Consider the following 24,970-nt stretch of genomic DNA (forward strand, 5'->3'; position numbering starts at 1 on the left):
AAGGGAAATATCATGAAAGAAATCTTTGAAAAATTAGCTGTTCAAACAGATTTATCAGAAAGTCAGATGACAGCCGTTGCTGAAAAAATTTTAAAAGGCCAGCTGACAGAAGCACAGATTGCAGCATTTCTGATGGCTTTAAAAATCAAGGGTGAAACACCTGAAGAAATTTTAGGTTTGGTCAAGGCAATTAAAGAAAATGCTGTTTTGATTCCCAGTCAGGCAAAAAATGTCATGGATAACTGCGGTACGGGCGGTGACAAATCCTTTAGCTTTAATATTTCCACCACTTGCAGCTTTATCCTTGCTGGCGGCGGCATCCATGTCGCTAAGCATGGCAACCGCTCCATTTCTTCAAAGTCAGGTTCTGCTGATGTCTTGGAGGCCTTGGGGATTACCGTTGATCTGGCTCCGGAAAAGCTGGCACAAGTCTTAGATAAAACGGGCATTGCCTTTCTCTTCGCTCAGAAAATGCATCCGGCCATGCGCTATATTTCACCGGCCAGACAAGCACTGGGGATTCCAACTATTATGAATCTGATCGGTCCTTTAACCCATCCGATGGATCTGGAGACACAGCTCATGGGGCTCTATCAGGCTGATTTGCAGCGTGATCTGGCACAGGTCTTAAGGCTTCTTGGCCGCAGACGAGCTGTTGTTATCACAGGACCGGACAATATGGATGAAGCTGCGCTTTATGGCATCAATCACTATACACTGCTCAATGAGGGGGAAATTTCGCAAGGAAGTTTTAGCTTTAAGGATCTAGGATTGCCTGAGGTCAGGCTGGATGCCATTAAGGGCGGCGATGCTAAAGAAAATGCTCGGATTCTAATCAGTGTTTTAAAAAATGAACCCAGTCCCTACCTAGAAACAGCTGTCCTTAATGCAGGTCTTGGTTTTTTTGCTAATGGCAAAGCAGATACTCTGGCAGAAGGGATTGATCTGGCACGGGAGATTATTGCATCAGGGAAAGCCTACGCTAAGCTGCAAGCATTACAGGAGGCACAAGTTGACTAAAGAATTTTTACCTACTATTTTAAAACAAAAGCAAGAAGAAGTAGCTGGTCTAACTATGGAAGAGCTCAGACCGCTTCGCTCAACCTACAGTCTTTTTGACTTTTTTAAAGAGCATCAGGAGGAGCTGCAGATTATTGCTGAAGTCAAAAAAGCCAGCCCCAGTATGGGAGACATCAATCTTGATGTGGATATTGTCAAGCAGGCAGCACTCTATGAAGCTGCTGGTGCTGCAATGATTTCTGTTCTGACAGATGAGATTTTTTTCAAGGGGAGTATTGATTTTCTAGCTGAAATATCAAGCAGTGTCACTATTCCGACCTTGGCTAAGGATTTCATCATTGACGAAAAACAGATTGTCCGCAGCCGCAATGCTGGCGCAACAGTGATTTTGCTTATTGTTGCAGCTCTGCCCAAGCAGCGGCTCAAAGAACTCTATGATTTTGCGACTGGTTTAGGCCTAGAAGTGCTGGTGGAAACGCACAACTTGTCTGAATTAGAAATTGCTCACAAGATTGGAGCTCAGATTATTGGGGTGAACAATCGTAATTTAGTAACTTTTGAAGTTGATATCAATACAAGTCTGGAATTGTCAGCTCACTTTCGCGATGACCGTGTCTATGTGTCAGAGTCCGGTATTTTTAGCCGGCAGGACAGTGAGCTGCTTGCGCCGTATTTCAATGCTATTCTTGTTGGAACGGCTCTCATGCAAGCAGATAATGTCGCTGATAAGGTAAAGGAGTTGGCCATTGACAAAAGTTAAGATTTGCGGATTATCAACGCAAGAAGCAGTTACAGCTGCTGTTGATAGCGGAGCAGATTACATCGGTTTTGTTTTTGCTCCCAGCAAGCGTCAGATTAGCCTTGAGAAGGCTAACAAGTTAGCTAAAGACATTCCTGCGTCTGTTCAAACAGTCGGCGTCTTTGTCAGCCCGAGTTTGGAGGAGCTGGAAGGAGCCGTCAAAACAGTTCCGCTGGATCTTGTACAGGTGCATGGAGACTTTGATGAGGAGCTGATAAATCAGATTTCAGTGCCAATAATACGCGCGGTTCAGGTGACAAAAAAAGAGCCTATTTTATTAAGCAAAGCCAGATACTTGCTCTTTGATGCTCCGATGGCAGGCAGCGGTGAGACCTTTGACTGGCAGCTGCTTCGGGATAAGCATATTAAGCAGCCCTTCTTTATTGCCGGCGGTTTGAATGCAGACAATGTCAAGGAATGCATCCAACGTTTTTCTCCTTATGCTGTTGATGTGTCGTCTGGTGTAGAAACGAACGGTCACAAAGACAGTCAGAAGATTATCAAATTTATAGAAAGTGTGAAAAGATGACTTATAATCAGCCAAATGAAAAAGGATTTTACGGAAATTTCGGAGGACAGTTTATTCCAGAAACTCTGATGACAGCGGTTATTGAGCTGGACGAAGCTTATCACAAAGCTAAAGCAGACCCGAGTTTTCAAGAGGAATTAGCAGCTCTTCTTAAAGATTATGTGGGGCGGGAAACCCCCTTATATTTTGCTAAACGTCTGACAGATCATATTGGAGGCGCCAAGATTTATTTGAAACGCGAAGACCTCAATCATACTGGTGCTCATAAAATCAACAATGCTCTCGGTCAAGTGCTACTGGCAAAACGTATGGGAAAAAATAAAGTCATTGCCGAAACGGGTGCAGGTCAGCATGGAGTTGCCACGGCAACGGCCGCTGCGCTGTTTGATATGGAATGCACTATCTATATGGGGGAAGAGGATGTTAAACGCCAGGAACTCAATGTTTTTCGTATGGAATTACTTGGTGCCAAGGTTCATTCAGTGACAGACGGTTCGTGTGTGCTGAAAGATGCAGTTAATGCTGCACTGCGTTCATGGGTGGCTAATATTGATGATACACATTATATTATGGGATCGGCTCTAGGACCGGCTCCTTTCCCGGAAATTGTTCGGGATTTCCAATCTGTCATTGGTAAAGAAGCCAAAGGTCAGTACGCTGATATTTCGGGCGGTCAGCTGCCAGATGCGGTCCTAGCCTGCATCGGCGGAGGTTCAAATGCTATCGGCCTCTTTTATCCTTTTGTCAATGATAAGTCTGTAGCGATGTATGGAGCGGAAGCTTCTGGACTTGGACTTGATACCGATAAGCACGCAGCTACTTTTGCCAAAGGCCGTCCGGGAGTTCTTCACGGATCTCTCATGAATGTCCTTCAGGACGAACATGGTCAGATCATGGAAGCCTTCTCTATTTCAGCTGGACTTGACTATCCCGGTGTAGGACCTGAACATTCCTACTTCAATGAAATCGGCAGGGCAACCTATGATTCTATTACAGATGATGAAGCCTTGGAAGCCTTTAAACTGCTGTCGCGCTTAGAAGGAATTATTCCAGCACTTGAATCCAGTCATGCTATCGCATTAGCGCAAAAAGTTGCCAAAGAACTGGGACCGGATAAATCTATTATTGTCTGTCTGTCAGGCCGCGGAGACAAGGATGTTATGCAGGTCAAAGAACGTTTTGAGCAGGAAGGAAAATAAAATGATGGCAAAGACATTAACAGCACATTTACAGGCAATCAAAGAAGAAGGCAAAGGACTTTTTATTCCTTATATCATGGCGGGAGACCATCCCAAGGGTCTTGACGGTCTTTTTGAAACTATTTCTTTTCTGGAAGAACAAGGAGTATCAGCTATTGAAATAGGTATTCCTTGGTCTGATCCTGTAGCCGATGGTCCGGTTATTGAATTGGCCGGTCAGCGCAGCTTGGCCAAAGGAACTTCGCTGTCGGCTATTATCAGTCTGCTTCAAGAAAAAAGGACTGAGGTTCCGCTTGTCATTATGACTTATTTCAACCCTGTTTTTCAATATGGTGTTGAACGCTTTGTTGAGGAATTAAAAAAGACTTCAGTTAAGGGATTGATTATTCCTGATTTGCCTTATGAACAAAAGGATTTCATCGAACCTTATTTAGATAATGCAGATTTAGCCTTGGTTCCGCTGGTTAGTTTAACAACCGGTTTGGATCGTCAAAAAGAGCTGATTGAGAATGCTCAAGGATTTATCTATGCTGTAGCCATTAATGGTGTGACAGGTAAAGCTGGAAGCTACCGTGATGACTTGGATCAGCATTTAAAGCAGCTGAGCAGCTTTTCTTCCATTCCTGTGCTGACCGGTTTTGGTGTCTCTAGTTTTACTGATATTGAACGCTTTAATAAGGTTTCAGACGGTGTTATCGTAGGTTCCAAAATTGTTAAAGCTCTGCACGAAGGGAAAAAGCAGGAAATAGCAGATTTTATTAAATATGGCAGCCATTATCACAAATAAGAATACAAAGCGGAAAGAAGGTACTGATTGTGTTGACACTATGCTTAGCTTCCGCTTTTTGCATGGACTTCTAAAAGTTTAATAAACTAAAATAATGGAGGGCAATAAAACTAAGCGTCTCTCCCAAACGTAGAGGTCTGTGCTTCACTGCTTTTATTGCTGTTAAATCTAGATGATGTGACGCAATAAAATAAGAGAACTATAGGCTAGAAAAAGAAAGGGGACAAAAGGCAGTCTCTCCTTTTGTTTTTTGCGGAGCAAACAATAAGCGATTCCTGCTATGCTGGCAATTTGAATCAGCCATACTACTTCCTGAAAACTGAGTGATAAAGACAGCGTCGCCAGATAAAGAAAATCACCGCTGCCGATATTGATGTTTTTTAAAGCAGCAAAAATACCGAACAGAAAGAGGATGATGCTGATTAGATTCACAGGATAAAAGAGCAGCAGCAAAACAGTAAAGCCTAGCCATACAATAAAAGGATATGTCTGTTCTTTTAGGTCATAAAGTGATAAAAGAATTCCCATCAGGAGCAGCCATACTTGTGAGAGAGTTACTAAATGAAGTCCGAAACCTAGTCCAATGAGACCGCAGAAAAATTCTGTGAGGGCATATCTTAAAGGAATGGTGCAGCCGCAAAAGCGGCAGTGGCTTTTATTGAGCACTTGTGAAAATATAGGAATCAAATCCCGAACTGCTAAGTATCTGTGACAGTTATAGCAGTGGCTGCGCGGAGAGACAATTGATCTTTCTGGAAAACGGTCAAGAACCAACCCTAAAAAAGAACCCAGTGAAGCACCCAAGATAAAAAATAAAAAGAGTTTCATATCTAAATTATTCGTCAAAAAGGAGGCAAAATAGTTGCTTTTTAATTAGAATCATTCTAAAATATAAGTGTAAATAATTAATTTACAAGGAGGACTTACTATGACTAACACAAACACACTCGTTGAAAATATCTATGCATCTATCACGCATCAAGTTGAAAAGAAAGAAGCTTCAGGCAATGAAAAAACCAAAGCTGTACTCAATCAGGCTGTAGCTGACTTGTCAAAGGCAGCTTCCATTGTTCATCAAGTACATTGGTACATGCGCGGAGCTGGCTTTCTTTACCTCCATCCTAAAATGGATGAACTGATGGATGCCTTAAATGCCCATCTGGATGAAATCAGTGAACGCTTAATCACTATTGGTGGCAGTCCGTTTTCAACTTTGAAGGAATTTGATGAAAATTCTAAGCTGGAAGAAGAAGCAGGAAGCTGGGACAAAGCAATGGCTGACCATCTGAGCCGTCTTGTAGAAGTTTACAGCTATCTTTCTAATCTTTATCAAGTAGGTCTTGATGTGACCGATGAAGAAGGAGATGCTGTTTCTAACGATATCTTTACAGCTGCTCAGACTGACGCGCAAAAGACAGTCTGGATGCTGCAGGCTGAACTGGGTCAGGCACCGGGACTTTAAGCCGGCCATAGCTAGCTTGTAACGGTTTTAATCGGCAGCAGTCAGGTTAATCAGACTGATGTAGGTTAAAGAAGGGGGAGCAATTGTTTTGCTCTCCTTTTTCTTTTTGTGAGAAGAGGCAAACGTTTGCAAAAATATATTGAAAAGACAGGCTTTTTTTGGTAAAATTTGAGAGATGAAAACATTATATGATGTGCAGCAGCTGTTGAAACGGTTTGGCATTTATGTTTATTTGGGCAAGCGGCTTTACGACATTGAAATGATGAAAATTGAGCTTGAGAGGCTCTATGAAAACGGGCTGATTTCAAAAAATGACTACTTACAGGCTGAACTGGTTTTGCGCAGGGAGCACAGGATAGAAAAGGAAAAAGAAAATGAGTAAAAAGCTTTTGGGTATTGATCTTGGCGGAACGAGTGTTAAATTCGGTATTCTGACCTTGGATGGCCAAGTACAGGAAAAATGGGCGATTGAAACTAATATTTTAGAGGACGGCAAGCATATCGTTCCTGATATTATTGCTTCTATCAAACATCGTTTAGAGCTGTATGGCTTATCAAATGATGATTTTGCAGGTATTGGCATGGGCTCGCCGGGAGCAGTAGACCGCACTCAAAAGACTGTTACAGGAGCTTTTAATCTTAATTGGGCTGAGACACAGGAAGTTGGAGCAGCTATTGAAGCAGAACTGGGTATTCCTTTTGCGATTGATAATGACGCGAATGTTGCTGCTTTGGGTGAACGCTGGGTTGGCGCTGGTGATAATAACCCAGATGTTGTTTTTGTGACCTTAGGAACAGGTGTCGGCGGCGGCATCATTGCTGATGGCAGCCTTATTCATGGAGTTGCTGGAGCCGGAGGAGAAATCGGTCATATTATTGTTGAGCCGGAAGAAGGTTTTGACTGTACCTGCGGCAATAAGGGATGCCTTGAAACGGTTGCTTCAGCAACGGGAGTTGTTCGTCTAGGCCGTCTGCTGGCTGAAAACTATGAGGGACCGTCGGCCATTAAAGCTGCTATTGATAATGGCGACAGCGTGACAAGCAAGGATGTTTTTACTGCAGCGGCAGCCGGTGACAAATTTGCTGATTCTGTGGTTGAAAAGGTCGGATTTTACCTAGGACTTGCCACAGCCAATATCAGCAATATTTTGAATCCTGATTCTGTTATTGTTGGCGGCGGGGTATCTGCAGCCGGTGAATTTTTGCGATCACGCATCGAAAATTACTTCCAAAAATTTGCCTTTCCGCAAGTCAAAAAGTCCACTAAAATTAAAATTGCGGAACTGGGAAATGATGCCGGCATCATCGGAGCTGCCAGTCTTGCCCGTCAGTTTATTGAGGAATAAAGGAGTTATATGTCAACTGTAACGATTATTTTATGGATTATTGTTTTTGCCTTCCTTGCTTTCTTTGCGTGGAATTATATCCGTGTCCGCCGTGCGGCTAAGTATGTTTCTAATGCAGAATTTGAAAATATGATGAGAGGAGCGCAGGTTGTGGACTTACGCTCTCCTAGTGAATTCCGTCGCAAGCATATTTTAGGAGCACGCAATCTGCCGTCTGAACAATTTAAGGAATCTGTATCAGCTCTTCGCAAAGACAAACCAGTTCTACTTTATGATAATACCCGCGGACAGTTAGTTGCCCGCGCTGTTTTAACACTCAGAAAAGCGGGCTATAAAGATCTTTATGTCTTAAAAAATGGTCTTGATTACTGGAATGGGAAGGTGAAAGAACACGCCTGATTTTCTTGCGGCTTTATTATTATCAAACATGCTTTCGGGCATGTTTTTTCTTATTTTAAACGTTTACAGCTATCTTTCCTGCGCTTTTTCTCAAAAATTATGCTATAATTGGTAAGTTGAAATAAAATAATTGTAAGAGGAATCATGACAAAATTTAGAGAAGATATTCGAAATGTTGCTATTATTGCTCACGTTGACCACGGAAAAACAACTCTTGTTGATGAGCTTTTAAAGCAATCGCATACACTTGATGAACACAAACAGCTTGAAGAACGAGCAATGGATTCTAACGATCTTGAAAAAGAACGTGGGATTACTATCCTTGCTAAAAATACAGCTGTTGCTTACAACGGCACGCGAATCAATATTATGGATACACCGGGACACGCGGATTTTGGCGGCGAAGTTGAACGTATCATGAAAATGGTTGATGGGGTTGTTCTGGTTGTTGATGCCTACGAAGGGACAATGCCACAAACACGTTTTGTTTTGAAAAAAGCTTTGGAACAAAACTTGGTTCCAATCGTTGTTGTTAACAAGATTGATAAACCGTCTGCCCGACCAGAAGAAGTTGTTGATGAAGTGCTGGAGCTTTTTATTGAGCTCGGAGCAGATGATGATCAGCTGGAATTTCCGGTTGTGTACGCGTCAGCGATTAATGGAACCTCATCGCTTTCAGATGATCCGGCCGATCAAGAGCATACAATGGCACCAGTTTTTGACACGATTATTGACCATATTCCGGCACCGGTGGATAATTCAGACGAGCCTTTACAGTTCCAAGTCTCTCTTCTTGATTACAATGATTTTGTCGGACGTATCGGTATTGGCCGGGTTTTCCGCGGGTCGGTAAAAGTCGGTGACCAAGTTACCCTTTCAAAACTCGATGGTACGACTAAAAACTTCCGTGTGACAAAACTTTTTGGTTTCTTTGGTCTTGAACGCCGTGAAATTAAGGAAGCTAAGGCGGGTGATTTGATTGCGGTTTCCGGTATGGAGGACATCTTTGTCGGTGAAACGATTACACCAACCGATGCGGTTGAACCGTTGCCAGTTCTTCATATTGACGAACCAACTCTTCAAATGACCTTCTTGGCCAATAATTCACCTTTTGCTGGTCGTGAAGGTAAATTTGTCACATCTCGCAAAGTTGAAGAACGTCTTTTGGCTGAATTGCAAACGGATGTCTCCCTTCGGGTGGAGGCGACTGATTCCCCTGATAAATGGACAGTGTCAGGGCGCGGGGAACTGCACCTGTCAATCCTCATTGAAACCATGCGCCGTGAAGGCTATGAACTGCAGGTGTCGCGTCCTGAAGTTATCATCAAAGAAATTGATGGTGTGAAAATGGAACCCTTTGAGCGTGTGCAGATTGATACACCGGAAGAATATCAGGGAGCGGTTATCCAATCGCTGTCAGAGCGCAAGGGTGAAATGCTTGATATGCAGTCAACCGGCAACGGTCAGACACGCTTGATTTTCTTGGCACCGGCCCGTGGGCTTATCGGTTATCCGACAGAATTTCTATCAATGACACGCGGTTACGGTATCATGAACCATACCTTTGATAAATACATGCCAGTTATCAATGCTGAAATCGGCGGCCGTCACCGCGGTGCTCTTGTTTCGATTGATACAGGCAAGGCGACGACTTACTCTATTATGTCCATTGAGGAACGTGGGACTATCTTTGTTAACCCAGGTACAGAAGTATACGAAGGAATGATTATCGGAGAAAATTCGCGCGAGAATGATCTGACGGTAAATATTACCAAGGCCAAGCAAATGACTAATGTTCGCTCGGCTACCAAGGATCAGACAGCGGTTATTAAAACACCGCGTATCCTGACACTTGAAGAGTCGCTTGAATTCCTCAATGATGATGAGTATATGGAAGTAACACCTGAATCGATCCGCCTGCGCAAGCAAATTCTTGATAAGAATGCACGGGCTAAGGCTGCCAAGAAGAAAAAATCCGCTGAAGATTAAAAATCCTCAGTCAGAGAGAAAGGAGAAAAAATGTTTTATGCTATCATCGCAATACTGCTTTTAATGTATTACATTTTTATCGCTCCTAAGACGGTTAAAAATACCATGAATATGATTTCTGTGGTAGCTATTGTGGCCTTTTTAATGGTACTGGCTGCAATGACTTTTATCAGGATTATGCAGTCACCTCCCGAAATATTTGTTGGTATAGGGATGATTGCTGTCGGCTACTGTGCTCTAAAAGATGTGCTGCAGCTGACAGTCAGACCTAAAAATAAAAAAAATCATAATTAAAATAAAGATGCCGGGATTTGTATATACCGCACTCCTAAAGTTGGACAGAAAAAAATCTAATTTTAGGGGTGCTATTTTCTACCATTTGTCAAGTCTATCAACGGTTTTGAGAACTATTTTTTAAAGATATAGTAGATGTTTAAAGTCTACTGTATCTTTTTAAGTTGTTTAAATCTAAAAAGTGTACACTAAACCAACACCTTATTTTGTGATTTTTTTGATAAGGTGTTACAATAATAGTGCATAACCCCTTTATTGATTTTGGGTTGAAGTATAATCGTAAAGTTTGTTATGCGTTATGAGGTAATACATTGTCCGAATGAGACGATGTATGGAGGCAATCGTGTGCGGCTTAGTTGAAGTCGTTTGCGATTGTCTTTTTCGTTTCTCATAAAAGTCTGCGATATGGCAAGGATTGGTGTGACTGGCTGAAGCGATATTGTGAATGCATTTGAAAAGAATCTTTCTGGCATAAGGGTTGCCGCGTTTGGTAATATGTTCCTGTGCCAAAAAGTTTCCAGATTCATAGTGCCTAAGATCAATGCCGATAAAGGCGTTGATTTGATTGGCAGAATGAAACCGACGAATGTCACCGAGTTCACCAATAATGCTTGTTGCAGTTGTTTCAGCGATACCAGGAATAGAGAGAAGGATCTCATATTCTGGTAAGGATTGAGCTAGTTCCACCATTTCGTCTAAGATTGTTTGTCTCTTTTCAGAAAGTCTGAGTAATTCTTGTGCATAGTAACGGATCTCTTCGAACATTGGAGAGGTTTTCTTAACGGCACAATAAGACTGATTGGCTAGTGCTGTCAGCTTCTCTGCTAAGTAAACCACACGCTTGTCAGAAATGCGTTTTGAAGTGGATTGCCGAATACTATCTAAGAGTTCATTGCCATCCCTATCTAAGACCAACTCCTTACAAGGAAAAGTCATGACCAATTTCCAGTATTGTTCCCCAGTTGGTGTTGCCAAGATATTTTCCAACTCTGGGAAAGTGACTTGCAAAACCTTGTGCAGACGATTTTTGGCCCGAACAATGTCCTCAGTCAGATTCTGATAGAAACGGCTGAGATCCCGCAAGTTTTGGTAGACTTCTTCTTGGACATAAGTCGGTTTACGATTCAGCACAAATTGAGATTGAGCCAGTTTTTCAGCGTCAATTTGATCGGTTTTACGCACACGCAAGCTATCCAGTTGCTTCTTAGCTTCTAAGGGATTAAGTCGTGTGTAAGCATAGCCATTATCTTCTAGAAAAGCTTGGAGACGGCGAGAGTAGACACCTGTTGCTTCAAAGATGATTTCTGGCTTGTGGACGGTTTTCAAATCGCCAAGTAGCCGAGCAAAGCCAATGGCATCATTGGGCATGGTATAGCCATGAACCTTCTCGCCGTTGACTAGAATAGCCACTTCTGAACTTACCTTACTCACGTCAATCCCAAATACTACTCGCATGCTATTACCTCTTTGTCTTGAATGATTCCTTGTTTTAGTGATGTCATTTTCAATACGCGACGTCTGGCGCCCCACATACTTTGATAACATTCTTCCTAAAACAGGTGTCTTGCCAGTTTTTGTTACGACGTCCAGCGCCTAGAGAGAACACGACTTAACAAGACACCTCTACTTTATCATCTTGAGAATGAAAAGAGTAGTGAGTATTCTCTCCCGTCGGAGATTTCCTCACTACTAATCTTAGTATGTTTTTGTTCTCATCTTACTCTCTTTTAGGAAAATCGTCTATCAAAAATGCTTTACATGATGGTCAAAAGGGAGTGGGAAAGAACCCAACAATAACAAAAGGGTTCGTCTTCCCACCCCCGCACAGTTGAATAGGTCAGGTTCAGAGCGTAAAACGCGAACGAAACTGCCATTCAACCACTGCGTTATGATGTTAAAACGAACTCTAATTGATGAGGTTGGACTTTTTGCCCAACCTCTACCTTTTTATTTTATAAAAGCAATTTTTTTAATTCTTTAGCCACACCGTCATGGTCATTATCAAATGCTGTCATTTTATCAGCATAGGGCAGCAGGACTTGGCTGGCATTTTTCATAGCGTAGCCAACGGAAGCAAAGGCTAACATCTGCCGGTCATTGTGTTCATCGCCAAAGGCAATTAGATCCTCTTTAGAGAGGTTGAGCGTTTTTAGCAGGTGCTTAAGAGCGTAAGCCTTGTTAACGCCCTTGGGTGAGAATTCCAGGATATTCATAGGACCGCCCCAGCTGCTGATTTCCATCTCGTGGTTGAAATGGCGGCGCATATCGTCAGCCAGAGCATACTTATCCTCAACTCGGGTTTGCATGAGCAGGGCATGCGGGTCGCGGGTAATTTTTTCTGGTTTGAGCTGCATCTTATCTGTCAGCTCTTTAACCCCAAATATTTCCGGTTTGATGGTCTGGCGGTGATTGAAAGTCAGATAGAATTTTTTGCGGTATTCGCTGGCAATAAAATCCGCTTCAAAGGCCTTTTCATTTTTCAAAACTTCAAAAAGGTATTTACGTTCAATCTTAACCCTGTGCTCACCAGCCCATTTTTGCTCAGGAATATGTGTGAGGGAACCATTGAAATTAATCATTGGTGTTTTTAATCCCAGAATTTTGTAAAATTCCAGAGCCATGCGGTAAGGACGGCCGGTTGAGATAATGACCAGATGTCCTTGTTCTTGGATTTTTTTAATAATGGCCACCGTATAATCCGAAATGGTGCCATCACTTCTAAGAAGTGTTCCATCTAAATCAATAGCAATCGTTTTTTTAGTCATAGAGTCATTATAGCAGAAAGTAAGAAAAATAAGCAAGAAAAGACAGTGAGATTGTTTTGTGTCAGAGGACAGTGTGGTATAATTGATTTTCAGTAAATAAGGAGTTCACCATGAAAATTAAGCTATTAATCAGCCATCTTTTCTTCATTATCATTTCCGGAGCCATCATCTATTTTAAAATAGAAGAAAAGTATCTGATTTGGAATATGTTTCTGGCATTGTCAGCCCTAGATTTTAGCTTCTGCCTGAATCGTTTCAAAAATCCTTTTCTGAGCCTGCTTTTTGGGCTGCTCTGGTTTTTCTTTTATCCCAATACTTTTTATATGCTGACAGATGTGGTTCATATGGACTTTGTGACCAGTATTTTCAGTGATTTAAGGAGTCTCATTCTTTATTTCCTTTTTCTGGCCAGCATTTTGTTTGGTGTCTTGTGCGGCACTGAGAGTGTCAGTCGGGTTTTCAAACGTTTTGCTGTTAGGGGTTTTCATGTTAAATTAGTTCTGATGCTGCTGCTCTCATTTGTGTCCAGCTTGGCTATTCACCTAGGACGCTATGCCAGACTTAATTCATGGGATATGGCTCTGCGGCCCCTGCTTGTCATTGATGAGCTGACCAAGGTATTCTCACAAAATGCCCTGCCTTTTATTCTGGGATTTACCTTCTTGCAGGTAATGGTTCTGCTCTTTTTCGATCAGGAAAATACCAGATAAAGCCCTTGAAGAGCGTCCAATCTTTAGCTATAATAGGACTATCGTTCATAAAAAGGAGAGTCTATTTTTGCAATGGAAAAGTTTTTTAAACTGAAAGAAAACAAGACAACTGTCCGTACCGAAGTACTGGCTGGTTTTACCACTTTTTTTGCCATGTCTTACATCTTATTTGTTAACCCGTCTATTTTGAGCCAGACAGGAATGCCGTCACAGGGAGTTTTTCTGGCTACTATTATCGGTTCTATTGCCGGAACTTTGATGATGGGACTTTATGCCAACATCCCTTATGCTATGGCGCCAGGTATGGGGCTTAATGCTTTCTTTACATATACGGTTGTCTTCTCGCTGGGCTACACCTGGCAGGAGGCCTTAGCTATGGTTTTTATCTGCGGTGTTATCTCTATTATTATTACGCTGACCAAGGTTCGCCGGATGATTATTGATGAAATTCCTGACAGTCTAAAAAAAGCAATAAGTGCTGGTATTGGTGTTTTCTTAACTTATATCGGCTTGAAAAACGCTGGTTTATTAAGCTTTGCTATTGATCCCGGAACCTATACGGTTTCCGGTAAGGGAGCGGCAAAAGGCTTGGCTTCTATTACAGCTAATTCTTCGGCAACCCCATCGTTGGTGAACTTTAACAATCCTGAGGTTATTGTTGCTGTTATTGGGATTGTTATTACTGCTTTTTTCATTATTAAAAATGTCAAGGGCGGTGTTATTCTGTCGATTATTCTGACGACTGTTATTGCTATTCTGGCTGGTATTGTCAACCTGTCAGCTATTGACTTTTCAGCCAATAATCCTGCGGCTGCCGTTAAGGATCTGGGAACTATTTTTGGAGCAGCCCTTGGAAGTAAAGGTTTGGGAGCTCTGTTTTCTGATGCCGGACGTATTCCTGAAGTGCTAATGACAATCTTAGCCTTTGCTTTAACGGATATTTTTGACAATGTCGGTACGCTTATCGGTACAGGTGCTAAAGCAGGTATTTTTGATGTGACAGATGAATCTCAGTCAAATGGTCTGAAAAACAAGATGGACAAGGCTCTGTTTTCCGATATGGTGGGGACCACTGTCGGTGCCATTGCCGGAACCTCAAATGTCACTACCTTTGTGGAATCAGCGGCAGGTATCGGCGCTGGCGGCCGCACAGGTCTGACAGCAGTTGTAGTAGCAGCCTTGTTTGCTGTTTCAAGTTTCTTCAGCCCTCTTCTTGCCATTGTTCCCACACAGGCAACAGCCGCTGTACTTTTGATTGTGGGAATTATGATGCTGTCAAGTCTTAAAGATATTGAATGGTCTGATATGAGTGAGGCTATTCCAGCCTTCTTTGCGACAATTTTCATGGGCCTTGCTTACAGTATCACACAAGGAATTGCGACTGGTTTTCTTTTCTATACTTTTTCAAAAGTCATTAAAAAAGAAGCAAAAGATATCCATCCGATTATTTGGGTGCTTGATTTTCTTTTCATTTTGAATTTTATCAGTCTGGCAGTCCTATAAGCATTTAATGAAGTCACTTTAGTATTTTTTGATCATAATAGAGGAAGAGAACTTAGGCTCTGGTTTGGCAGAGGCTGAGTTCTTTTTTGCCGCTCTTCTTTGTGGAATCATCAAAATCTTTCTTCTTTTTCGGAAAATAGTTGGAAGAGGTAAAACATTTTGATATAATATGTCTATGTTTTATAGCCAAAATGAAAATCAGCTTCTGGCTTTCGGTCAAAAGCTTGGTCAAAAGCTCAAAGCTCAGGATGTACTTGTTTTGACAGGAGATTTAGGGGCTGGCAAGACGACTCTTACAAAAGGAATTGCTAAGGGTTTGGGGATTAAACAGATGGTTAAGAGCCCTACCTATACAATTGTCCGTGAGTATGAAGGCCAGCTGCCGCTTTATCACCTAGATGTCTATCGTATTGGTGATGATCCTGATTCTATTGATTTGGACGATTTTCTTTTTGGTGATGGGGTAATTGTCATTGAATGGGGAGAACTGCTGGATGCTGATCTTTTTGACGACTACTTGATTATCCAGATAGATAAGTTGGATGAAGGCAGACAGCTGACTTTTATTCCACATGGGTCACGCAGTCAAGAGTTAGCAGAGGAAATTGATCATGATTGAACAAGAGGTTATTATCCGTGAAGTCCTGCCTGAGGACGCGGCAAGTTTAGCTGCCGCCTTGAAACAGCTGACCAAAGAAACTGATTTTATTACGCGTGATGAAGACAGCCCTCATATGAACGCCCAGGAAATGTCTGAATTTATTGAGCAAAAATCACAGTCCTTCAATGAAATCTGTCTTGTTGCTAAAGTTGGAGACAATGTTGTAGGTATCCTGATGGTTTCTGCCCACAGCCACAACCGCATCAATCATATTGGTGATATTTTTCTGGCAGTTTTAAAAGACTATTGGGGTTATGGGATAGGCCAGCTCTTAATGGAGGCTGCAATCGACTGGGCAGAACACTGCTCTGTCATCCGCAGATTGGAATTAACTGTTCAGCAGCGCAATGCCAAAGCAGTACATATTTATGAAAAGTTTGGTTTTGAAATTGAAGGCATCAAGAAACGTGGTGCAAAAACAAAAAATGGAGAATTTCTTGATGTTTACCTGATGGGCAAACTGATAGATTAACGAAAAACAGATGAAAATTGGTAAAAAAATTTTAATCATGCTTGTCGCCATAGTTCTTACAAGTTTTCTTGCCTTGGGAGTTTATGCGACAAGTATCTATAATTTTTCTTTGGGTGAGTTTTCAAAGACTTTTAAAGACTATGGAACAGGATCAGGGTCAGGAAAAGATGTTATTGCTGACGAAAAGCCCTTCAGTATCCTTTTGATGGGAGTAGATACCGGTTCGGCAGAAAGAACTTCCAAATGGGAGGGCAACAGCGATTCCATGATTCTGGTAACTATTAATCCAAAGACAAAAAAAACAACCATGACCAGTTTGGAGCGTGATATTTTAATCAAACTGTCCGGACCTAAAAATAATGAACAGACAGGCTATGATGCCAAGCTGAACGCTGCCTATGCTGCCGGCGGAGCTAAAATGGCAATCATGACTGTTCAGGATATGCTTGACATTACAATTGATAAGTACGTTCAAATCAACATGAAAGGTCTGGTTCAGCTGGTAGATGCTGTGGGCGGTATCACGGTGACCAATCACTTTGATTTTCCTATTTCCATAGAAGAACACGAACCTGAGTTTACAGCGTCTGTAGAACCCGGCCGTCACAAGATTAACGGCGAGCAGGCTCTTGTTTATTCTCGGATGCGCTATGATGATCCTGATGGTGATTATGGCCGGCAAAAGCGGCAGCGTGAAGTTATCAGCAAGGTCTTGAAAAAGATTTTGGCTCTGGACAGTGTCAGCAAGTATCGTAAAATTCTGTCTGCTGTCAGCAAGAATATGCAGACTAATATTGAAATTTCCAGTTCTACTATTCCTAATCTTCTGGGCTATAGCGATGCTCTTAAAAATGTTAAAACTTATCAGCTTAAAGGTGAGTCAGCTACTATTGACGGTGCTTCTTATCAGCTGGTAACAGCCAAGGAAATGCTCAAAGTGCAAAATCGGATCAAGACGCAGCTGGGACAGAAAAAATCGACTGCGGAAAGTCTGAAAACAACAGCCAGTCTTTATGAAAATCTGTATGGGGACACCAGTGTGTACGACAGCGAATCGAGTACTTCAGACTATAGCAGCAGTGATTATTCAGGCTCAAGCAGCTCCTCTGATTACGGCTCCAGCTCAGCTTATGGTTACGATTCCGGATCAAGTTCAGGATCAGACTATAGCTCGGGTGCCTCATCTAATTCAGGCAGTTATTCCAATCAGGGCGGATATTATAACCAAGGAAATTATCAGCAGCCTGCTGCAGGCTCCGGTTATTAATTGGGCAATAGAAAAGAGAGGACAGTACATCAGTGCTTTCCTCTCTTGTTTTATGCTGTGAACGTATTAATCTTTGGGGCCGTACTTCTGAGCTGTTTTTTTAATTTCTGCTAAGTGGGACTGGCTTTCTTCCTGAAGAACCCGAAACTTGTAAGTTAAGTCCTGACTGATGGCAGCCAGTTTTTCTTTTTGCTGATTGATGGTGAGCAAACTGTTTTTGATATTGTCAGCATCGGCCTTTGCCTGGTCAAAATGCTGCTTGGATTCTGCGATCGAATTTTGGAGAACATCACGCTTTTGATAAAGCCGGTAAAGACCTGCTCCAAGGATGCTTGAAACAATAAAAGTTTTTACTTTCATACTTCAATCTCCTCATGAATTTTCTCTGCTAACTGAGCAAGAGCAGGAAAGTCAGGTTCGTGTTCTACAAAATGGATAGCAAATTCGTCTGAGTCCGCAAAGCGGGGAACCAAGTGCACGTGAGCATGAAAAACGGTCTGTCCGGCTGCTTCTTCATTGTTATTAATGATATTAAGTCCGTCGGCCTTGGTTGCTTTTTTCAGGGCACGGGCAATTTTAGGAATCCGAGCAAACAGTTTGGCTGCACTCTTTTCATCCATAGAAAGAGCATTTCGAACGTGTTCTTTGGGGATAAGCAGTGTATGGCCTACAGTAGCCTGTGAAATGTCCAGAAAGGCTAAAACGTCTTCATCCTCGTAGATTTTTGATGAAGGAATGTCACCCGCTATAATCTTGCAAAAAATACAATTGTCCATTAAAAATCACCTTCTTAGCTTGTTTTTGTTATAATATAGTATATCAAAGTTAGAAAGAAACGTCATGTTAAAAATAGAAAATCTGACAGGCGGTTATGTCAATATCCCTGTCCTAAAAAATATCAGTTTCCAAGTAGACGACGGCGAATTAGTCGGTCTTATCGGACTCAATGGTGCCGGCAAATCGACGACTATTAATGAAATTATCGGACTTCTGACCCCTTATGAGGGAAAGATTAGTATTGATGGACTGACCCTGTCCGAACAGGAGGAGGCTTACCGCAAGAAAATCGGTTTTATCCCTGAGACCCCCAGTCTTTACGAGGAATTAACTCTGAAAGAGCATCTTGAAACCATAGCTATGGCCTATGATATTGAGCAGGCAGAAGCAATGAACCGTGCTCAAAAACTTTTGGAGCTGTTTAGACTGGAAGATAAGCTTGATTGGTTTCCCAGCCATTTTTCTAAAGGTATGAAACAAAAAGTGATGATTATCTGTGCCTTTATTGTTAATCCTAGTCTTTTTATTGTGGATGAACCTTTTTTGGGGCTGGATCCTGTGGCTATCTCAGATTTAACAGAACTTTTGGCGGCTGAAAAAGCTAAGGGGAAGTCTATTTTGATGTCCACTCATGTTCTTGATTCGGCAGAAAAAATGTGCGATCGCTTTGTTATTTTGCATGCCGGACAAATCAGAGCTCAAGGCAGGCTGGATGATTTACGGGCAAATTTCGGCAGTCCTCAGACCAGTCTCAATGACATTTATATGGCTTTGACCAAAGAGGCTTGATTTATGAAAACAATATTTAGCAAAAGGCGGTTCGCTTTTCTCACTCAAAGCAGTAAGTACCTGCGCTATGTGTTTAATGACCATTTTGTTTTGGTGCTCATTTTTCTGCTGGGCTTTCTCATGGTTCAGTACAGTCAGTTGTTAAAGCATTTTCCAGCCAATCATCTGCCTGTCATCATCATTTTATCTGTGGCGGTTGCAGCTTTGCTTTTTTGGGGAAATTCAGCTACTTATCTGGAGCCGGCTGATCAGCACTTTTTAATAGTGAAGGAAAAAGAAATTATTTCCCTAATCAAACAGGCTCAAAAGCGTGCCTTCTTCTTTTGGGGAACGTTGCAGCTTATTTTTCTATTGATTTTAGCGCCCTTATTTTTGCGCTTGGGAATGTCTTTGCTTTCTTTTGCGCTCTTTTTGCTTGTTTTTCTTGCTTTAAAATGGCTGATTATTGCCAAAAAAGTGCAGATTTTTGTGCATAAGGGCAAACTGGACTGGGCCAAGGCTATCAGCCAAGAGAGAAAACGTCAGCAGATAATTTTAAAATTCTTTTCTCTGTTTACCAATGTTAAGGGACTTTCTGCCAGTGTTAAACGCCGCTCTTATCTGGATTTTGTGACGGTTTTTCTATCGCGAAAGCACAGTTATACTTGGGGGCATCTCTATTTACGTGCTTTTTTGCGGAGCGAGGATTATCTGGGACTTACTCTGCGTTTGGGCATTTTAAGTTTGCTAAGTCTTGTTTTTATTGCCAATCCTTTGATATCAGCAGGCTTAGCTGTGCTCTTTAATTATTTGTTGCTGTTTCAGCTGCTGGCCTTGTATAAGCACTATGATTATCAGTATCTGACAAGGATTTTTCCCATTGACAGCAAAGCTAAAAAAGCGAATCTCAAGCAATTTTTGAGGACTGTCTTATACCTTTTAACGGCAGTTGAAATGTGCGTTAGCTTTTCTTGGCAGAAGGCGCTTTTTCTAGCGGCAGCAATGATTATTTTAAATGAACTCTACCTATCTTATAAAATAAAGAAGATGATTGACTAAGCTGTATAAAACAAGTAAAATAGGACTAGTGATTCGAGATGAAAAGGAGGGAAAGCGTGTGGTCCAATCAGATAAAGATTTAACCTTGACACCCTTAAAAGGGAAAAGCGGTCAAGCCTATATCGGCACTTATCCTAATGGTGATAAGATTTTTGTAAAAATCAATACAACGCCGATTTTAGCGGCTTTGGCTAAAGAACAGATCGCACCGCAGCTTTTATGGGCCAAACGTCTGGGCAACGGTGATATGATGAGCGCTCAGGAATGGCTGGACGGCAGACTTTTAACCAGAGCTGATATGAACAGTAAGCAGATTATTCAGATTCTGCTGCAAATGCACAAGTCAAAACCCTTGGTAAACCAGCTGCTGCAATTAAATTATAAGATCGAAGGGCCGCTGGACTTACTGCTGTCTTGGGAGCGCAGCGCTCCTTATCAAATTGCAGAAAACGCCTACCTACAGTCTGTAGTTGCAGAAATGAAGCGAAATCTACCTGATTTTAAGAAGGACTATGCCACTATTGTTCATGGGGATGTCAGACACAGTAACTGGGTAGTAACTACGAGCGGCTTGATTTACTTAGTAGATTGGGATTCTGTTCGTGTGACGGACCGTATGTATGATGTGGCGCATATTTTAAGCCATTATATTCCGCACACCCGCTGGTCGGAGTGGCTGACTTATTACGGTTATAAGAAAAATGAAAAAGTCTTTCAAAAGATTAAATGGTACGGTCAGCTTTCTTATCTGTCACAGATTTTAAAATATTACGAAAACCGCGATATGGAAAATGTCAATCAGGAAATCTATGAATTGCGCAAATTCAGAGATTCCTTTTAGAAAGAGAGTATGAGAGTTAGAAGACGTAAAGGCGCCGAGGAGCATCTAGAGAGCAATCCTCAGTATGTTATTTTAAAGCCGGAAGAAGTCAAGGGACACTGGCAGAAAGTTTTTGGCAACAATAACCCTATTCACATTGAAATTGGAAGCGGCAAAGGCCGCTTCATCACAGGCATGGCTGCTCAAAATCCTCAAATTAATTATATTGGAATTGATCTGCAGGTTTCTGTCCTCAGCCATGCTTTAGATAGGGTGCTGGAAGGTCAGCTTCCCAATGTTCGGCTGCTTTTGGCAAACGGCTCCAGTCTTAGCGATTATTTTGCTGATCATGAGGTAGGCTTGATTTACTTAAACTTCAGCGATCCCTGGCCCAAAAAACGCCATGAGAAAAGGCGCCTGACCCATAAAAACTTTTTAGAAATCTATCAAAAGATTCTGCCGGAACAAGGTCAGATTCATTTTAAGACAGATAATCGCCAACTTTTCGAATATAGCTTGGCAAGTTTCTCACAATATGGTATGATTTTAGAGCAGGTATGGTTAGATTTGCATGCCAGTGATTATGACAGTAATGTGATGACTGAGTATGAGGAGAAATTTTCGCAGAAAGGTCAGCCCATCTATCGTGTTGAAGCGAGGTTTTAGTCTCGCTCTTTACGGAGAGGTCGCATAGTGGCCGAGTGCGCACGCTTGGAAAGCGTGTAGTCCTTAACGGGGCTCGGGGGTTCGAATCCCTTCCTCTCCTTTTATCCCCTTGATATTTCAAGGGTTTTTTGTATGTTTACTCGCTTTTCACCTGTCAATTCGAGATTTTGTAAAATTTCTGTTGATTCCCTGGCAGAGGATGTTTAAGATGAAGATTGATATTATTGGTTCAGTTGGAGCTGGGGAAACGACTCTGGCTAGGGAATTAAGTGAATATTATCAGATTCCCTACTATGAAAAGGATGATATTGTTTGGATGCGGGATGATGCGGGGGATTATAAACGAAGGGCTGAAGATAGGAAGCAACTTTTAAAAGATTTGGAAAAATATGGTGACAAGGTTAAGATTTGTTCATCATCCCAAGAGGTGAGACATATGCTAAGTCAAGAAAGAAATTTCCGATGAAATCGGGCTTGATCCTTGCTTTCTGATAAATTTATGTTATACTGTGTATAAATAATATGAGAAAGGAGCGAAGTTGTGACTTCGCTCCTTGTGCGTATAAGGAGGGAAATGCAATCGCAAGGATTATTGATATAGTAACACAGGCAGTAAGGCCTGTTATTGTTGAGCCCTTTGAGCTGGTTGATGTCGGCTATGAAAAGATGGGGAACGACTATGTTCTCAGTATTTTGGTAGATAAACCAGGGGGCATTACCGTCGAAGATACGGCAGAACTGACAGATATTATCAGTCCTCTGCTGGATACCATAAAACCAGATCCTTTTCCAGATCAGTACATGCTGGAAGTATCCAGTCCTGGCCTTGAGCGTCCGTTAAAAACTGCTGAAAGTTTGGCAAAGGCTGTCGGTCAGTATGTCAATGTCAGCCTCTATCAGGCTATTGACAAGGTAAAGGTTTTTGAAGGTGATTTGCTTGCTTTTGATGGTGAAACACTGACAATTGCCTATATGGATAAAACACGTCAAAAAACAGTTACGATTCCCTATAAGATGGTTGCAAAAGCCCGTCTCGCTGTAAAACTTTAGAAAGGAAAATCCTTGTTGAGCAAGGATGAAGACTATGAGCAAAGAAATGCTAGAAGCCTTCCGTATTTTGGAAGAAGAAAAACACATTAACAAAGATGATATTATTGATGCGGTTAAAGAATCCCTGAAGTCAGCTTATAAGCGCCGCTACGGCCAGTCTGAAAGTGCTGAAATCGAATTTAATGAAAAAACAGGCGATTTTAAGGTTTATACTGTGCGCGAAGTTGTCGAAGAAGTTTTTGACAGCCGCCTTGAAATCAGCCTCAAAGATGCTCTTGCGATTAGCACAGCTTATGAACTAGGAGATAAGATTCGCTTTGAAGAAAGTCCCAAAGAATTCGGTCGTGTGGCTGCTCAGTCTGCTAAGCAGACCATCATGGAAAAAATGCGCCGCCAAATGCGGGAAGTGACTTTCAATGAATACAAAGAGCATGAAAGAGAAATCATGACAGGAACAGTTGAACGTTTTGATGACCGCTTTATCTATGTTAACTTAGGAACTATTGAAGCTCAGCTGTCCCGTCAGGATCAAATTCCAGGAGAAACCTTTGCTTCCCATGACCGTATTGAAGTGTATGTCTACAAGGTTGAAAACAATCCTAAAGGGGTAAATGTTTTTGTCAGCCGCAGCCATCCGGAATTTATCAAGCGCATCATGGAACAGGAAATTCCGGAAGTCTTTGACGGAACGGTTGAAATCATGAGTGTGGCACGCGAAGCCGGTGATCGGACTAAGGTTGCTGTCCGCAGCCACAATCCTAATGTTGATGCTATCGGAACTATTGTCGGCCGTAAGGGTGCCAACATCAAAAAAGTTACCGGCAAATTTCACCCTAAGCGCTTAGATCAAAAGACAGGGCTTTGGGTGCCTGTTGAAGAAAACATTGATGTTATTGAATGGGTTGATGATCCTGCCGAGTTTATCTACAATGCTATTGCACCTGCTGAGGTTGATCAGGTTCTCTTTGATGAAGAAGATGAAAAGCATGCGACTGTCGTCGTCCCTGATAACAAATTATCACTTGCTATCGGCCGCCGCGGACAGAATGTTCGCTTGGCAGCTCATCTGACAGGCTACCGCATTGATATTAAATCGGCTAGTGAATTTGAAGAAATGGAAGTTGAGTGGGCCCAGGAAGATGAGTCTTTTGAAGAGCTTCCTGTCAATGAGACAGATGCTCAAGAGGCTGATTTTGCTCAGGAACTTGTGTCAGACGATATTGAATAGAGAATCCGGAGGTGTTTGATGGCAAAGACAAGAAAGATACCTTTAAGAAAGTCTCTTGTTTCGGGCGAAATCATTGATAAGCGTGACCTGCTCCGCATTGTCAAAACTAAGGAAGGCCAGATTTTTATTGATCCTACCGGCAAGAAAAACGGTCGGGGCGCCTATATCAAAATTGACAACGAAGAGGCCTTGAAAGCTAAGGAGAGAAGAGTTTTTAACCGCAGCTTTTCTATGGATGTTCCCGAGAGTTTTTATGATGAATTGATTGCTTTCGTTGATCATAAGGTGAAAAGAAGAGAGTTGGGTCTTGAGTAATTTAGAAAAATTGTCACAGCTATTGGGATTGGCCCAGCGGGCAGGGCGTGTTATTTCCGGCGAAGAACAGGTTATTAAAGCCATTCAGACCAACAAAGCCAAGCTCGTCTTTCTGGCCAAGGATGCTGGGGCTAATCTGACCAAGCAAGTGACTGATAAAAGCAAATATTATGATATAGAAGTCTCCACAGTGTTTTCAACACTGGAATTAAGTGCCGCTATTGGCAGAAGCAGAAAAGTGCTTGCTGTTACGGACACTGGATTTTCAAAGAAAATGAGGACTCTTATGGACTAAAAGAATAGGAGGACAAGATTTGTCTAAGAAAAGATTATACGAAATTGCCAAGGAAATTGGCAAAGAAAGTAAAGAAGTTGTCGAAAAGGCAAAATCGTTGGGCATTGAAGTCAAAAGCCATGCTTCGAGCGTGGATGAACAGGATGCTAAGCGCATTGCAGAAAGCTTTACAGTCCCGCAGAAGCTAAAAGTTGCAGAATCTCCGAAAAAGCCGGCAAAAACACAGGACAAGCAGCCGGCTGCAGAAGCTAAAGCGGAGGCTAAGCCGGCTCGTCCAAGGCCGCAAAATCGGAATTTTAAGGCAGAACGTGAAGCGCGTGCTAAGGCAGAGGCAGAACGCCGGGCCAGCGGCGGCAATCGCAATGAAGGCCGAAATAGCCGACGCAATGATAACCGTCATCAAAACCGTCAGGATAATCGCAGAGGCGACAGCCGCCGTCAGAATGATAATCGCCGCGACAATCGCAATCAAGCTGTTAGCCGCCAAGCTGCCTCAAGAGGCAATCAGGCAGGACCGCGTATGGACTTTAAGGCACGAGCAGCTGCTTTAAAAGCAGAGCAGAATGCTGAATATTCTCGTCAGAGTGAAGTACGCTTCCATGAAGCTGAAGAAGCTAAGCGCCGTCAAGCTGTTCAGGCTCAGGAGAAGGCCAAAAAGGCCAAAGAAGAAGAGCTAAGCGCTGCTGCAGCGCTTGCTCAGGCAGCGGCAGCACCTGTGGCACCGCTGCAAAGTCAGCCTGCGGCACCGGCTTCAAGCCCGGCCGCAGCAGATAAGCGGCGGAAAAAACAA

30 protein-coding genes, 1 tRNA gene and 1 pseudogene are annotated in these 24,970 nt (G+C 42.3%); 27 read left to right on the forward strand and 5 right to left on the reverse strand.

All coding sequences use genetic code 11. The features are described from left to right. The first annotated feature begins 12 nt into the window (after positions 1–12). The 5 genes from trpD to trpA are packed head-to-tail and all read left to right on the forward strand — an operon-like array spanning position 13 to position 4,334. Positions 13–1,020 (forward strand): anthranilate phosphoribosyltransferase, encoded by a 1,008-nt coding sequence (trpD, locus tag SRA_RS00285; RefSeq protein WP_003086279.1) that lies wholly within the window; start codon positions 13–15, stop codon positions 1,018–1,020. Next, positions 1,013–1,780, forward strand: a complete 768-nt coding sequence (trpC, locus tag SRA_RS00290) for an indole-3-glycerol phosphate synthase TrpC (protein ID WP_003086281.1) — start codon at positions 1,013–1,015, stop codon at positions 1,778–1,780. The genes trpD and trpC overlap by 8 nt, the downstream gene beginning before the upstream one ends. Beyond that, positions 1,767–2,348: a phosphoribosylanthranilate isomerase gene (locus SRA_RS00295; protein WP_003086282.1), complete on the forward strand. Its 582-nt coding sequence runs from the start codon at positions 1,767–1,769 to the stop codon at positions 2,346–2,348. Before trpC ends, SRA_RS00295 begins: the two co-directional genes overlap by 14 nt. After that, a complete protein-coding gene (trpB, locus tag SRA_RS00300) occupies positions 2,345–3,547 on the forward strand; it encodes a tryptophan synthase subunit beta (protein ID WP_003086284.1) in 1,203 nt (400 codons plus the stop codon). Before SRA_RS00295 ends, trpB begins: the two co-directional genes overlap by 4 nt. A gap of 4 nt (positions 3,548–3,551) precedes the next feature. Continuing rightward, positions 3,552–4,334, forward strand: coding sequence for a tryptophan synthase subunit alpha (gene trpA, locus SRA_RS00305; RefSeq protein ID WP_003086286.1), 783 nt, complete (start codon positions 3,552–3,554; stop codon positions 4,332–4,334). Between the two features lie 168 nt (positions 4,335–4,502). On the opposite strand, the gene SRA_RS00310 is transcribed toward trpA, so the two are convergent. Beyond that, complete coding sequence (locus SRA_RS00310) at positions 4,503–5,162, reverse strand: prepilin peptidase (RefSeq protein WP_003086289.1); 660 nt, start codon at positions 5,160–5,162, stop codon at positions 4,503–4,505. 100 nt (positions 5,163–5,262) lie between these two features. Here SRA_RS00310 and dpr point away from each other — a divergent pair, with 100 nt between their 5' ends. The 6 genes from dpr (at position 5,263) to SRA_RS00340 (ending at position 9,824) form a co-directional block, all read left to right on the forward strand. Beyond that, complete coding sequence (gene dpr, locus SRA_RS00315; RefSeq protein ID WP_003086291.1) at positions 5,263–5,796, forward strand: DNA starvation/stationary phase protection protein; 534 nt, start codon at positions 5,263–5,265, stop codon at positions 5,794–5,796. A 175-nt stretch (positions 5,797–5,971) separates the two neighbouring features. Continuing rightward, a complete protein-coding gene (locus SRA_RS00320; protein WP_003086293.1) occupies positions 5,972–6,178 on the forward strand; it encodes a YqgQ family protein in 207 nt (68 codons plus the stop codon). Then, on the forward strand, positions 6,171–7,142 hold the full coding sequence (locus SRA_RS00325) for an ROK family glucokinase (protein WP_003086295.1): 972 nt from the start codon (positions 6,171–6,173) through the stop codon (positions 7,140–7,142). Before SRA_RS00320 ends, SRA_RS00325 begins: the two co-directional genes overlap by 8 nt. A gap of 9 nt (positions 7,143–7,151) precedes the next feature. Then, entirely contained in the window at positions 7,152–7,541 is a 390-nt protein-coding gene (locus tag SRA_RS00330) for a rhodanese-like domain-containing protein (protein WP_003086297.1), read from the forward strand. A gap of 144 nt (positions 7,542–7,685) precedes the next feature. Then, the gene (typA, locus tag SRA_RS00335; protein WP_003086298.1) at positions 7,686–9,530 is read left to right on the forward strand and encodes a translational GTPase TypA; all 1,845 of its coding nucleotides are present in this window, start codon (positions 7,686–7,688) and stop codon (positions 9,528–9,530) included. Positions 9,531–9,560: 30 nt separating this feature from the next. After that, entirely contained in the window at positions 9,561–9,824 is a 264-nt protein-coding gene (locus tag SRA_RS00340) for a DUF3165 family protein (RefSeq protein ID WP_003086300.1), read from the forward strand. Positions 9,825–10,076: 252 nt separating this feature from the next. Here the strand turns inward: SRA_RS00340 and SRA_RS00345 are convergent, their stop codons facing one another. Both SRA_RS00345 and SRA_RS00350 read right to left on the reverse strand, forming a co-directional pair. Continuing rightward, complete coding sequence (locus SRA_RS00345; protein WP_003086305.1) at positions 10,077–11,279, reverse strand: IS110 family RNA-guided transposase; 1,203 nt, start codon at positions 11,277–11,279, stop codon at positions 10,077–10,079. A 497-nt stretch (positions 11,280–11,776) separates the two neighbouring features. Then, positions 11,777–12,589, reverse strand: a complete 813-nt coding sequence (locus tag SRA_RS00350; protein ID WP_003086308.1) for a Cof-type HAD-IIB family hydrolase — start codon at positions 12,587–12,589, stop codon at positions 11,777–11,779. A gap of 110 nt (positions 12,590–12,699) precedes the next feature. Between SRA_RS00350 and SRA_RS00355 the strand changes: the two genes are divergently transcribed. The 5 genes from SRA_RS00355 (at position 12,700) to lytR (ending at position 17,202) form a co-directional block, all read left to right on the forward strand. After that, positions 12,700–13,299 (forward strand): DUF1361 domain-containing protein, encoded by a 600-nt coding sequence (locus SRA_RS00355; protein ID WP_003086311.1) that lies wholly within the window; start codon positions 12,700–12,702, stop codon positions 13,297–13,299. A gap of 72 nt (positions 13,300–13,371) precedes the next feature. After that, on the forward strand, positions 13,372–14,802 hold the full coding sequence (locus SRA_RS00360) for an NCS2 family permease (RefSeq protein WP_003086315.1): 1,431 nt from the start codon (positions 13,372–13,374) through the stop codon (positions 14,800–14,802). Positions 14,803–14,977: 175 nt separating this feature from the next. Continuing rightward, entirely contained in the window at positions 14,978–15,421 is a 444-nt protein-coding gene (gene tsaE / locus SRA_RS00365; protein ID WP_003086317.1) for a tRNA (adenosine(37)-N6)-threonylcarbamoyltransferase complex ATPase subunit type 1 TsaE, read from the forward strand. After that, the gene (locus SRA_RS00370) at positions 15,414–15,935 is read left to right on the forward strand and encodes a GNAT family N-acetyltransferase (RefSeq protein WP_003086318.1); all 522 of its coding nucleotides are present in this window, start codon (positions 15,414–15,416) and stop codon (positions 15,933–15,935) included. Before tsaE ends, SRA_RS00370 begins: the two co-directional genes overlap by 8 nt. 10 nt (positions 15,936–15,945) lie before the next feature. Then, the gene (gene lytR / locus SRA_RS00375; protein WP_003086319.1) at positions 15,946–17,202 is read left to right on the forward strand and encodes a glycopolymer--peptidoglycan transferase LytR; all 1,257 of its coding nucleotides are present in this window, start codon (positions 15,946–15,948) and stop codon (positions 17,200–17,202) included. A gap of 66 nt (positions 17,203–17,268) precedes the next feature. Here lytR and SRA_RS00380 read toward each other — a convergent pair whose 3' ends face one another. Together SRA_RS00380 and SRA_RS00385 are read right to left on the reverse strand one after the other, a co-directional pair. Then, the gene (locus SRA_RS00380) at positions 17,269–17,562 is read right to left on the reverse strand and encodes a hypothetical protein (RefSeq protein WP_003086321.1); all 294 of its coding nucleotides are present in this window, start codon (positions 17,560–17,562) and stop codon (positions 17,269–17,271) included. Beyond that, positions 17,559–17,978: an HIT family protein gene (locus tag SRA_RS00385; protein WP_003086323.1), complete on the reverse strand. Its 420-nt coding sequence runs from the start codon at positions 17,976–17,978 to the stop codon at positions 17,559–17,561. The genes SRA_RS00380 and SRA_RS00385 overlap by 4 nt, the downstream gene beginning before the upstream one ends. A gap of 64 nt (positions 17,979–18,042) precedes the next feature. Here SRA_RS00385 and SRA_RS00390 point away from each other — a divergent pair, with 64 nt between their 5' ends. The 11 genes and pseudogenes from SRA_RS00390 to SRA_RS10545 form a co-directional block, all read left to right on the forward strand. After that, entirely contained in the window at positions 18,043–18,768 is a 726-nt protein-coding gene (locus SRA_RS00390; protein WP_003086324.1) for an ABC transporter ATP-binding protein, read from the forward strand. Between the two features lie 3 nt (positions 18,769–18,771). Beyond that, a complete protein-coding gene (locus tag SRA_RS00395; protein WP_003086326.1) occupies positions 18,772–19,806 on the forward strand; it encodes an ABC transporter permease in 1,035 nt (344 codons plus the stop codon). Between the two features lie 58 nt (positions 19,807–19,864). Next, positions 19,865–20,647, forward strand: coding sequence for a cell cycle regulator CcrZ (ccrZ, locus tag SRA_RS00400; RefSeq protein ID WP_003086328.1), 783 nt, complete (start codon positions 19,865–19,867; stop codon positions 20,645–20,647). A 9-nt stretch (positions 20,648–20,656) separates the two neighbouring features. Continuing rightward, a complete protein-coding gene (gene trmB, locus SRA_RS00405) occupies positions 20,657–21,292 on the forward strand; it encodes a tRNA (guanosine(46)-N7)-methyltransferase TrmB (RefSeq protein WP_003086330.1) in 636 nt (211 codons plus the stop codon). 13 nt (positions 21,293–21,305) lie between these two features. Continuing rightward, positions 21,306–21,392, forward strand: a tRNA-Ser gene (locus tag SRA_RS00410). Between the two features lie 108 nt (positions 21,393–21,500). Beyond that, positions 21,501–21,758, forward strand: a complete 258-nt coding sequence (locus tag SRA_RS00415) for a P-loop NTPase family protein (RefSeq protein ID WP_003086332.1) — start codon at positions 21,501–21,503, stop codon at positions 21,756–21,758. Between the two features lie 56 nt (positions 21,759–21,814). Then, complete coding sequence (rimP, locus tag SRA_RS00420; protein WP_003086334.1) at positions 21,815–22,342, forward strand: ribosome maturation factor RimP; 528 nt, start codon at positions 21,815–21,817, stop codon at positions 22,340–22,342. 34 nt (positions 22,343–22,376) lie between these two features. Next, positions 22,377–23,570, forward strand: coding sequence for a transcription termination factor NusA (nusA, locus tag SRA_RS00425; protein WP_003086336.1), 1,194 nt, complete (start codon positions 22,377–22,379; stop codon positions 23,568–23,570). Positions 23,571–23,588: 18 nt separating this feature from the next. After that, complete coding sequence (gene rnpM / locus SRA_RS00430; protein ID WP_003086338.1) at positions 23,589–23,885, forward strand: RNase P modulator RnpM; 297 nt, start codon at positions 23,589–23,591, stop codon at positions 23,883–23,885. Continuing rightward, positions 23,878–24,180 (forward strand): YlxQ-related RNA-binding protein, encoded by a 303-nt coding sequence (locus SRA_RS00435; RefSeq protein WP_003086340.1) that lies wholly within the window; start codon positions 23,878–23,880, stop codon positions 24,178–24,180. Before rnpM ends, SRA_RS00435 begins: the two co-directional genes overlap by 8 nt. A 19-nt stretch (positions 24,181–24,199) precedes the next feature. After that, positions 24,200–24,812 (forward strand): annotated as a pseudogene (locus SRA_RS10545) (translation initiation factor IF-2 N-terminal domain-containing protein); the annotation flags it as partial. Between the last annotated feature and the right edge of the window lie 158 nt (positions 24,813–24,970).

The organism is Streptococcus ratti FA-1 = DSM 20564, assembly GCF_000286075.1.
In the GTDB taxonomy this organism is placed as follows: Bacteria; Bacillota; Bacilli; order Lactobacillales; family Streptococcaceae; genus Streptococcus; species Streptococcus ratti.

Excerpts from the sequence above, each read along its gene's own strand:
- trpD (WP_003086279.1), top strand. The coding sequence starts at position 13 with ATGAAAGAAATCTTTGAAAAATTAGCTGTTCAAACAGATTTATCAGAA.
- trpB (WP_003086284.1), top strand. The coding sequence starts at position 2,345 with ATGACTTATAATCAGCCAAATGAAAAAGGATTTTACGGAAATTTCGGA.
- trpA (WP_003086286.1), top strand. The coding sequence starts at position 3,552 with ATGGCAAAGACATTAACAGCACATTTACAGGCAATCAAAGAAGAAGGC.
- SRA_RS00310 (WP_003086289.1), bottom strand. The coding sequence starts at position 5,162 with ATGAAACTCTTTTTATTTTTTATCTTGGGTGCTTCACTGGGTTCTTTT.
- dpr (WP_003086291.1), top strand. The coding sequence starts at position 5,263 with ATGACTAACACAAACACACTCGTTGAAAATATCTATGCATCTATCACG.
- SRA_RS00320 (WP_003086293.1), top strand. The coding sequence starts at position 5,972 with ATGAAAACATTATATGATGTGCAGCAGCTGTTGAAACGGTTTGGCATT.
- SRA_RS00325 (WP_003086295.1), top strand. The coding sequence starts at position 6,171 with ATGAGTAAAAAGCTTTTGGGTATTGATCTTGGCGGAACGAGTGTTAAA.
- SRA_RS00330 (WP_003086297.1), top strand. The coding sequence starts at position 7,152 with ATGTCAACTGTAACGATTATTTTATGGATTATTGTTTTTGCCTTCCTT.
- typA (WP_003086298.1), top strand. The coding sequence starts at position 7,686 with ATGACAAAATTTAGAGAAGATATTCGAAATGTTGCTATTATTGCTCAC.
- SRA_RS00340 (WP_003086300.1), top strand. The coding sequence starts at position 9,561 with ATGTTTTATGCTATCATCGCAATACTGCTTTTAATGTATTACATTTTT.
- SRA_RS00345 (WP_003086305.1), bottom strand. The coding sequence starts at position 11,279 with ATGCGAGTAGTATTTGGGATTGACGTGAGTAAGGTAAGTTCAGAAGTG.
- SRA_RS00350 (WP_003086308.1), bottom strand. The coding sequence starts at position 12,589 with ATGACTAAAAAAACGATTGCTATTGATTTAGATGGAACACTTCTTAGA.
- SRA_RS00355 (WP_003086311.1), top strand. The coding sequence starts at position 12,700 with ATGAAAATTAAGCTATTAATCAGCCATCTTTTCTTCATTATCATTTCC.
- SRA_RS00360 (WP_003086315.1), top strand. The coding sequence starts at position 13,372 with ATGGAAAAGTTTTTTAAACTGAAAGAAAACAAGACAACTGTCCGTACC.
- tsaE (WP_003086317.1), top strand. The coding sequence starts at position 14,978 with ATGTTTTATAGCCAAAATGAAAATCAGCTTCTGGCTTTCGGTCAAAAG.
- SRA_RS00370 (WP_003086318.1), top strand. The coding sequence starts at position 15,414 with ATGATTGAACAAGAGGTTATTATCCGTGAAGTCCTGCCTGAGGACGCG.
- lytR (WP_003086319.1), top strand. The coding sequence starts at position 15,946 with ATGAAAATTGGTAAAAAAATTTTAATCATGCTTGTCGCCATAGTTCTT.
- SRA_RS00380 (WP_003086321.1), bottom strand. The coding sequence starts at position 17,562 with ATGAAAGTAAAAACTTTTATTGTTTCAAGCATCCTTGGAGCAGGTCTT.
- SRA_RS00385 (WP_003086323.1), bottom strand. The coding sequence starts at position 17,978 with ATGGACAATTGTATTTTTTGCAAGATTATAGCGGGTGACATTCCTTCA.
- SRA_RS00390 (WP_003086324.1), top strand. The coding sequence starts at position 18,043 with ATGTTAAAAATAGAAAATCTGACAGGCGGTTATGTCAATATCCCTGTC.
- SRA_RS00395 (WP_003086326.1), top strand. The coding sequence starts at position 18,772 with ATGAAAACAATATTTAGCAAAAGGCGGTTCGCTTTTCTCACTCAAAGC.
- trmB (WP_003086330.1), top strand. The coding sequence starts at position 20,657 with ATGAGAGTTAGAAGACGTAAAGGCGCCGAGGAGCATCTAGAGAGCAAT.
- SRA_RS00415 (WP_003086332.1), top strand. The coding sequence starts at position 21,501 with ATGAAGATTGATATTATTGGTTCAGTTGGAGCTGGGGAAACGACTCTG.
- rimP (WP_003086334.1), top strand. The coding sequence starts at position 21,815 with ATGAGAAAGGAGCGAAGTTGTGACTTCGCTCCTTGTGCGTATAAGGAG.
- nusA (WP_003086336.1), top strand. The coding sequence starts at position 22,377 with ATGAGCAAAGAAATGCTAGAAGCCTTCCGTATTTTGGAAGAAGAAAAA.
- rnpM (WP_003086338.1), top strand. The coding sequence starts at position 23,589 with ATGGCAAAGACAAGAAAGATACCTTTAAGAAAGTCTCTTGTTTCGGGC.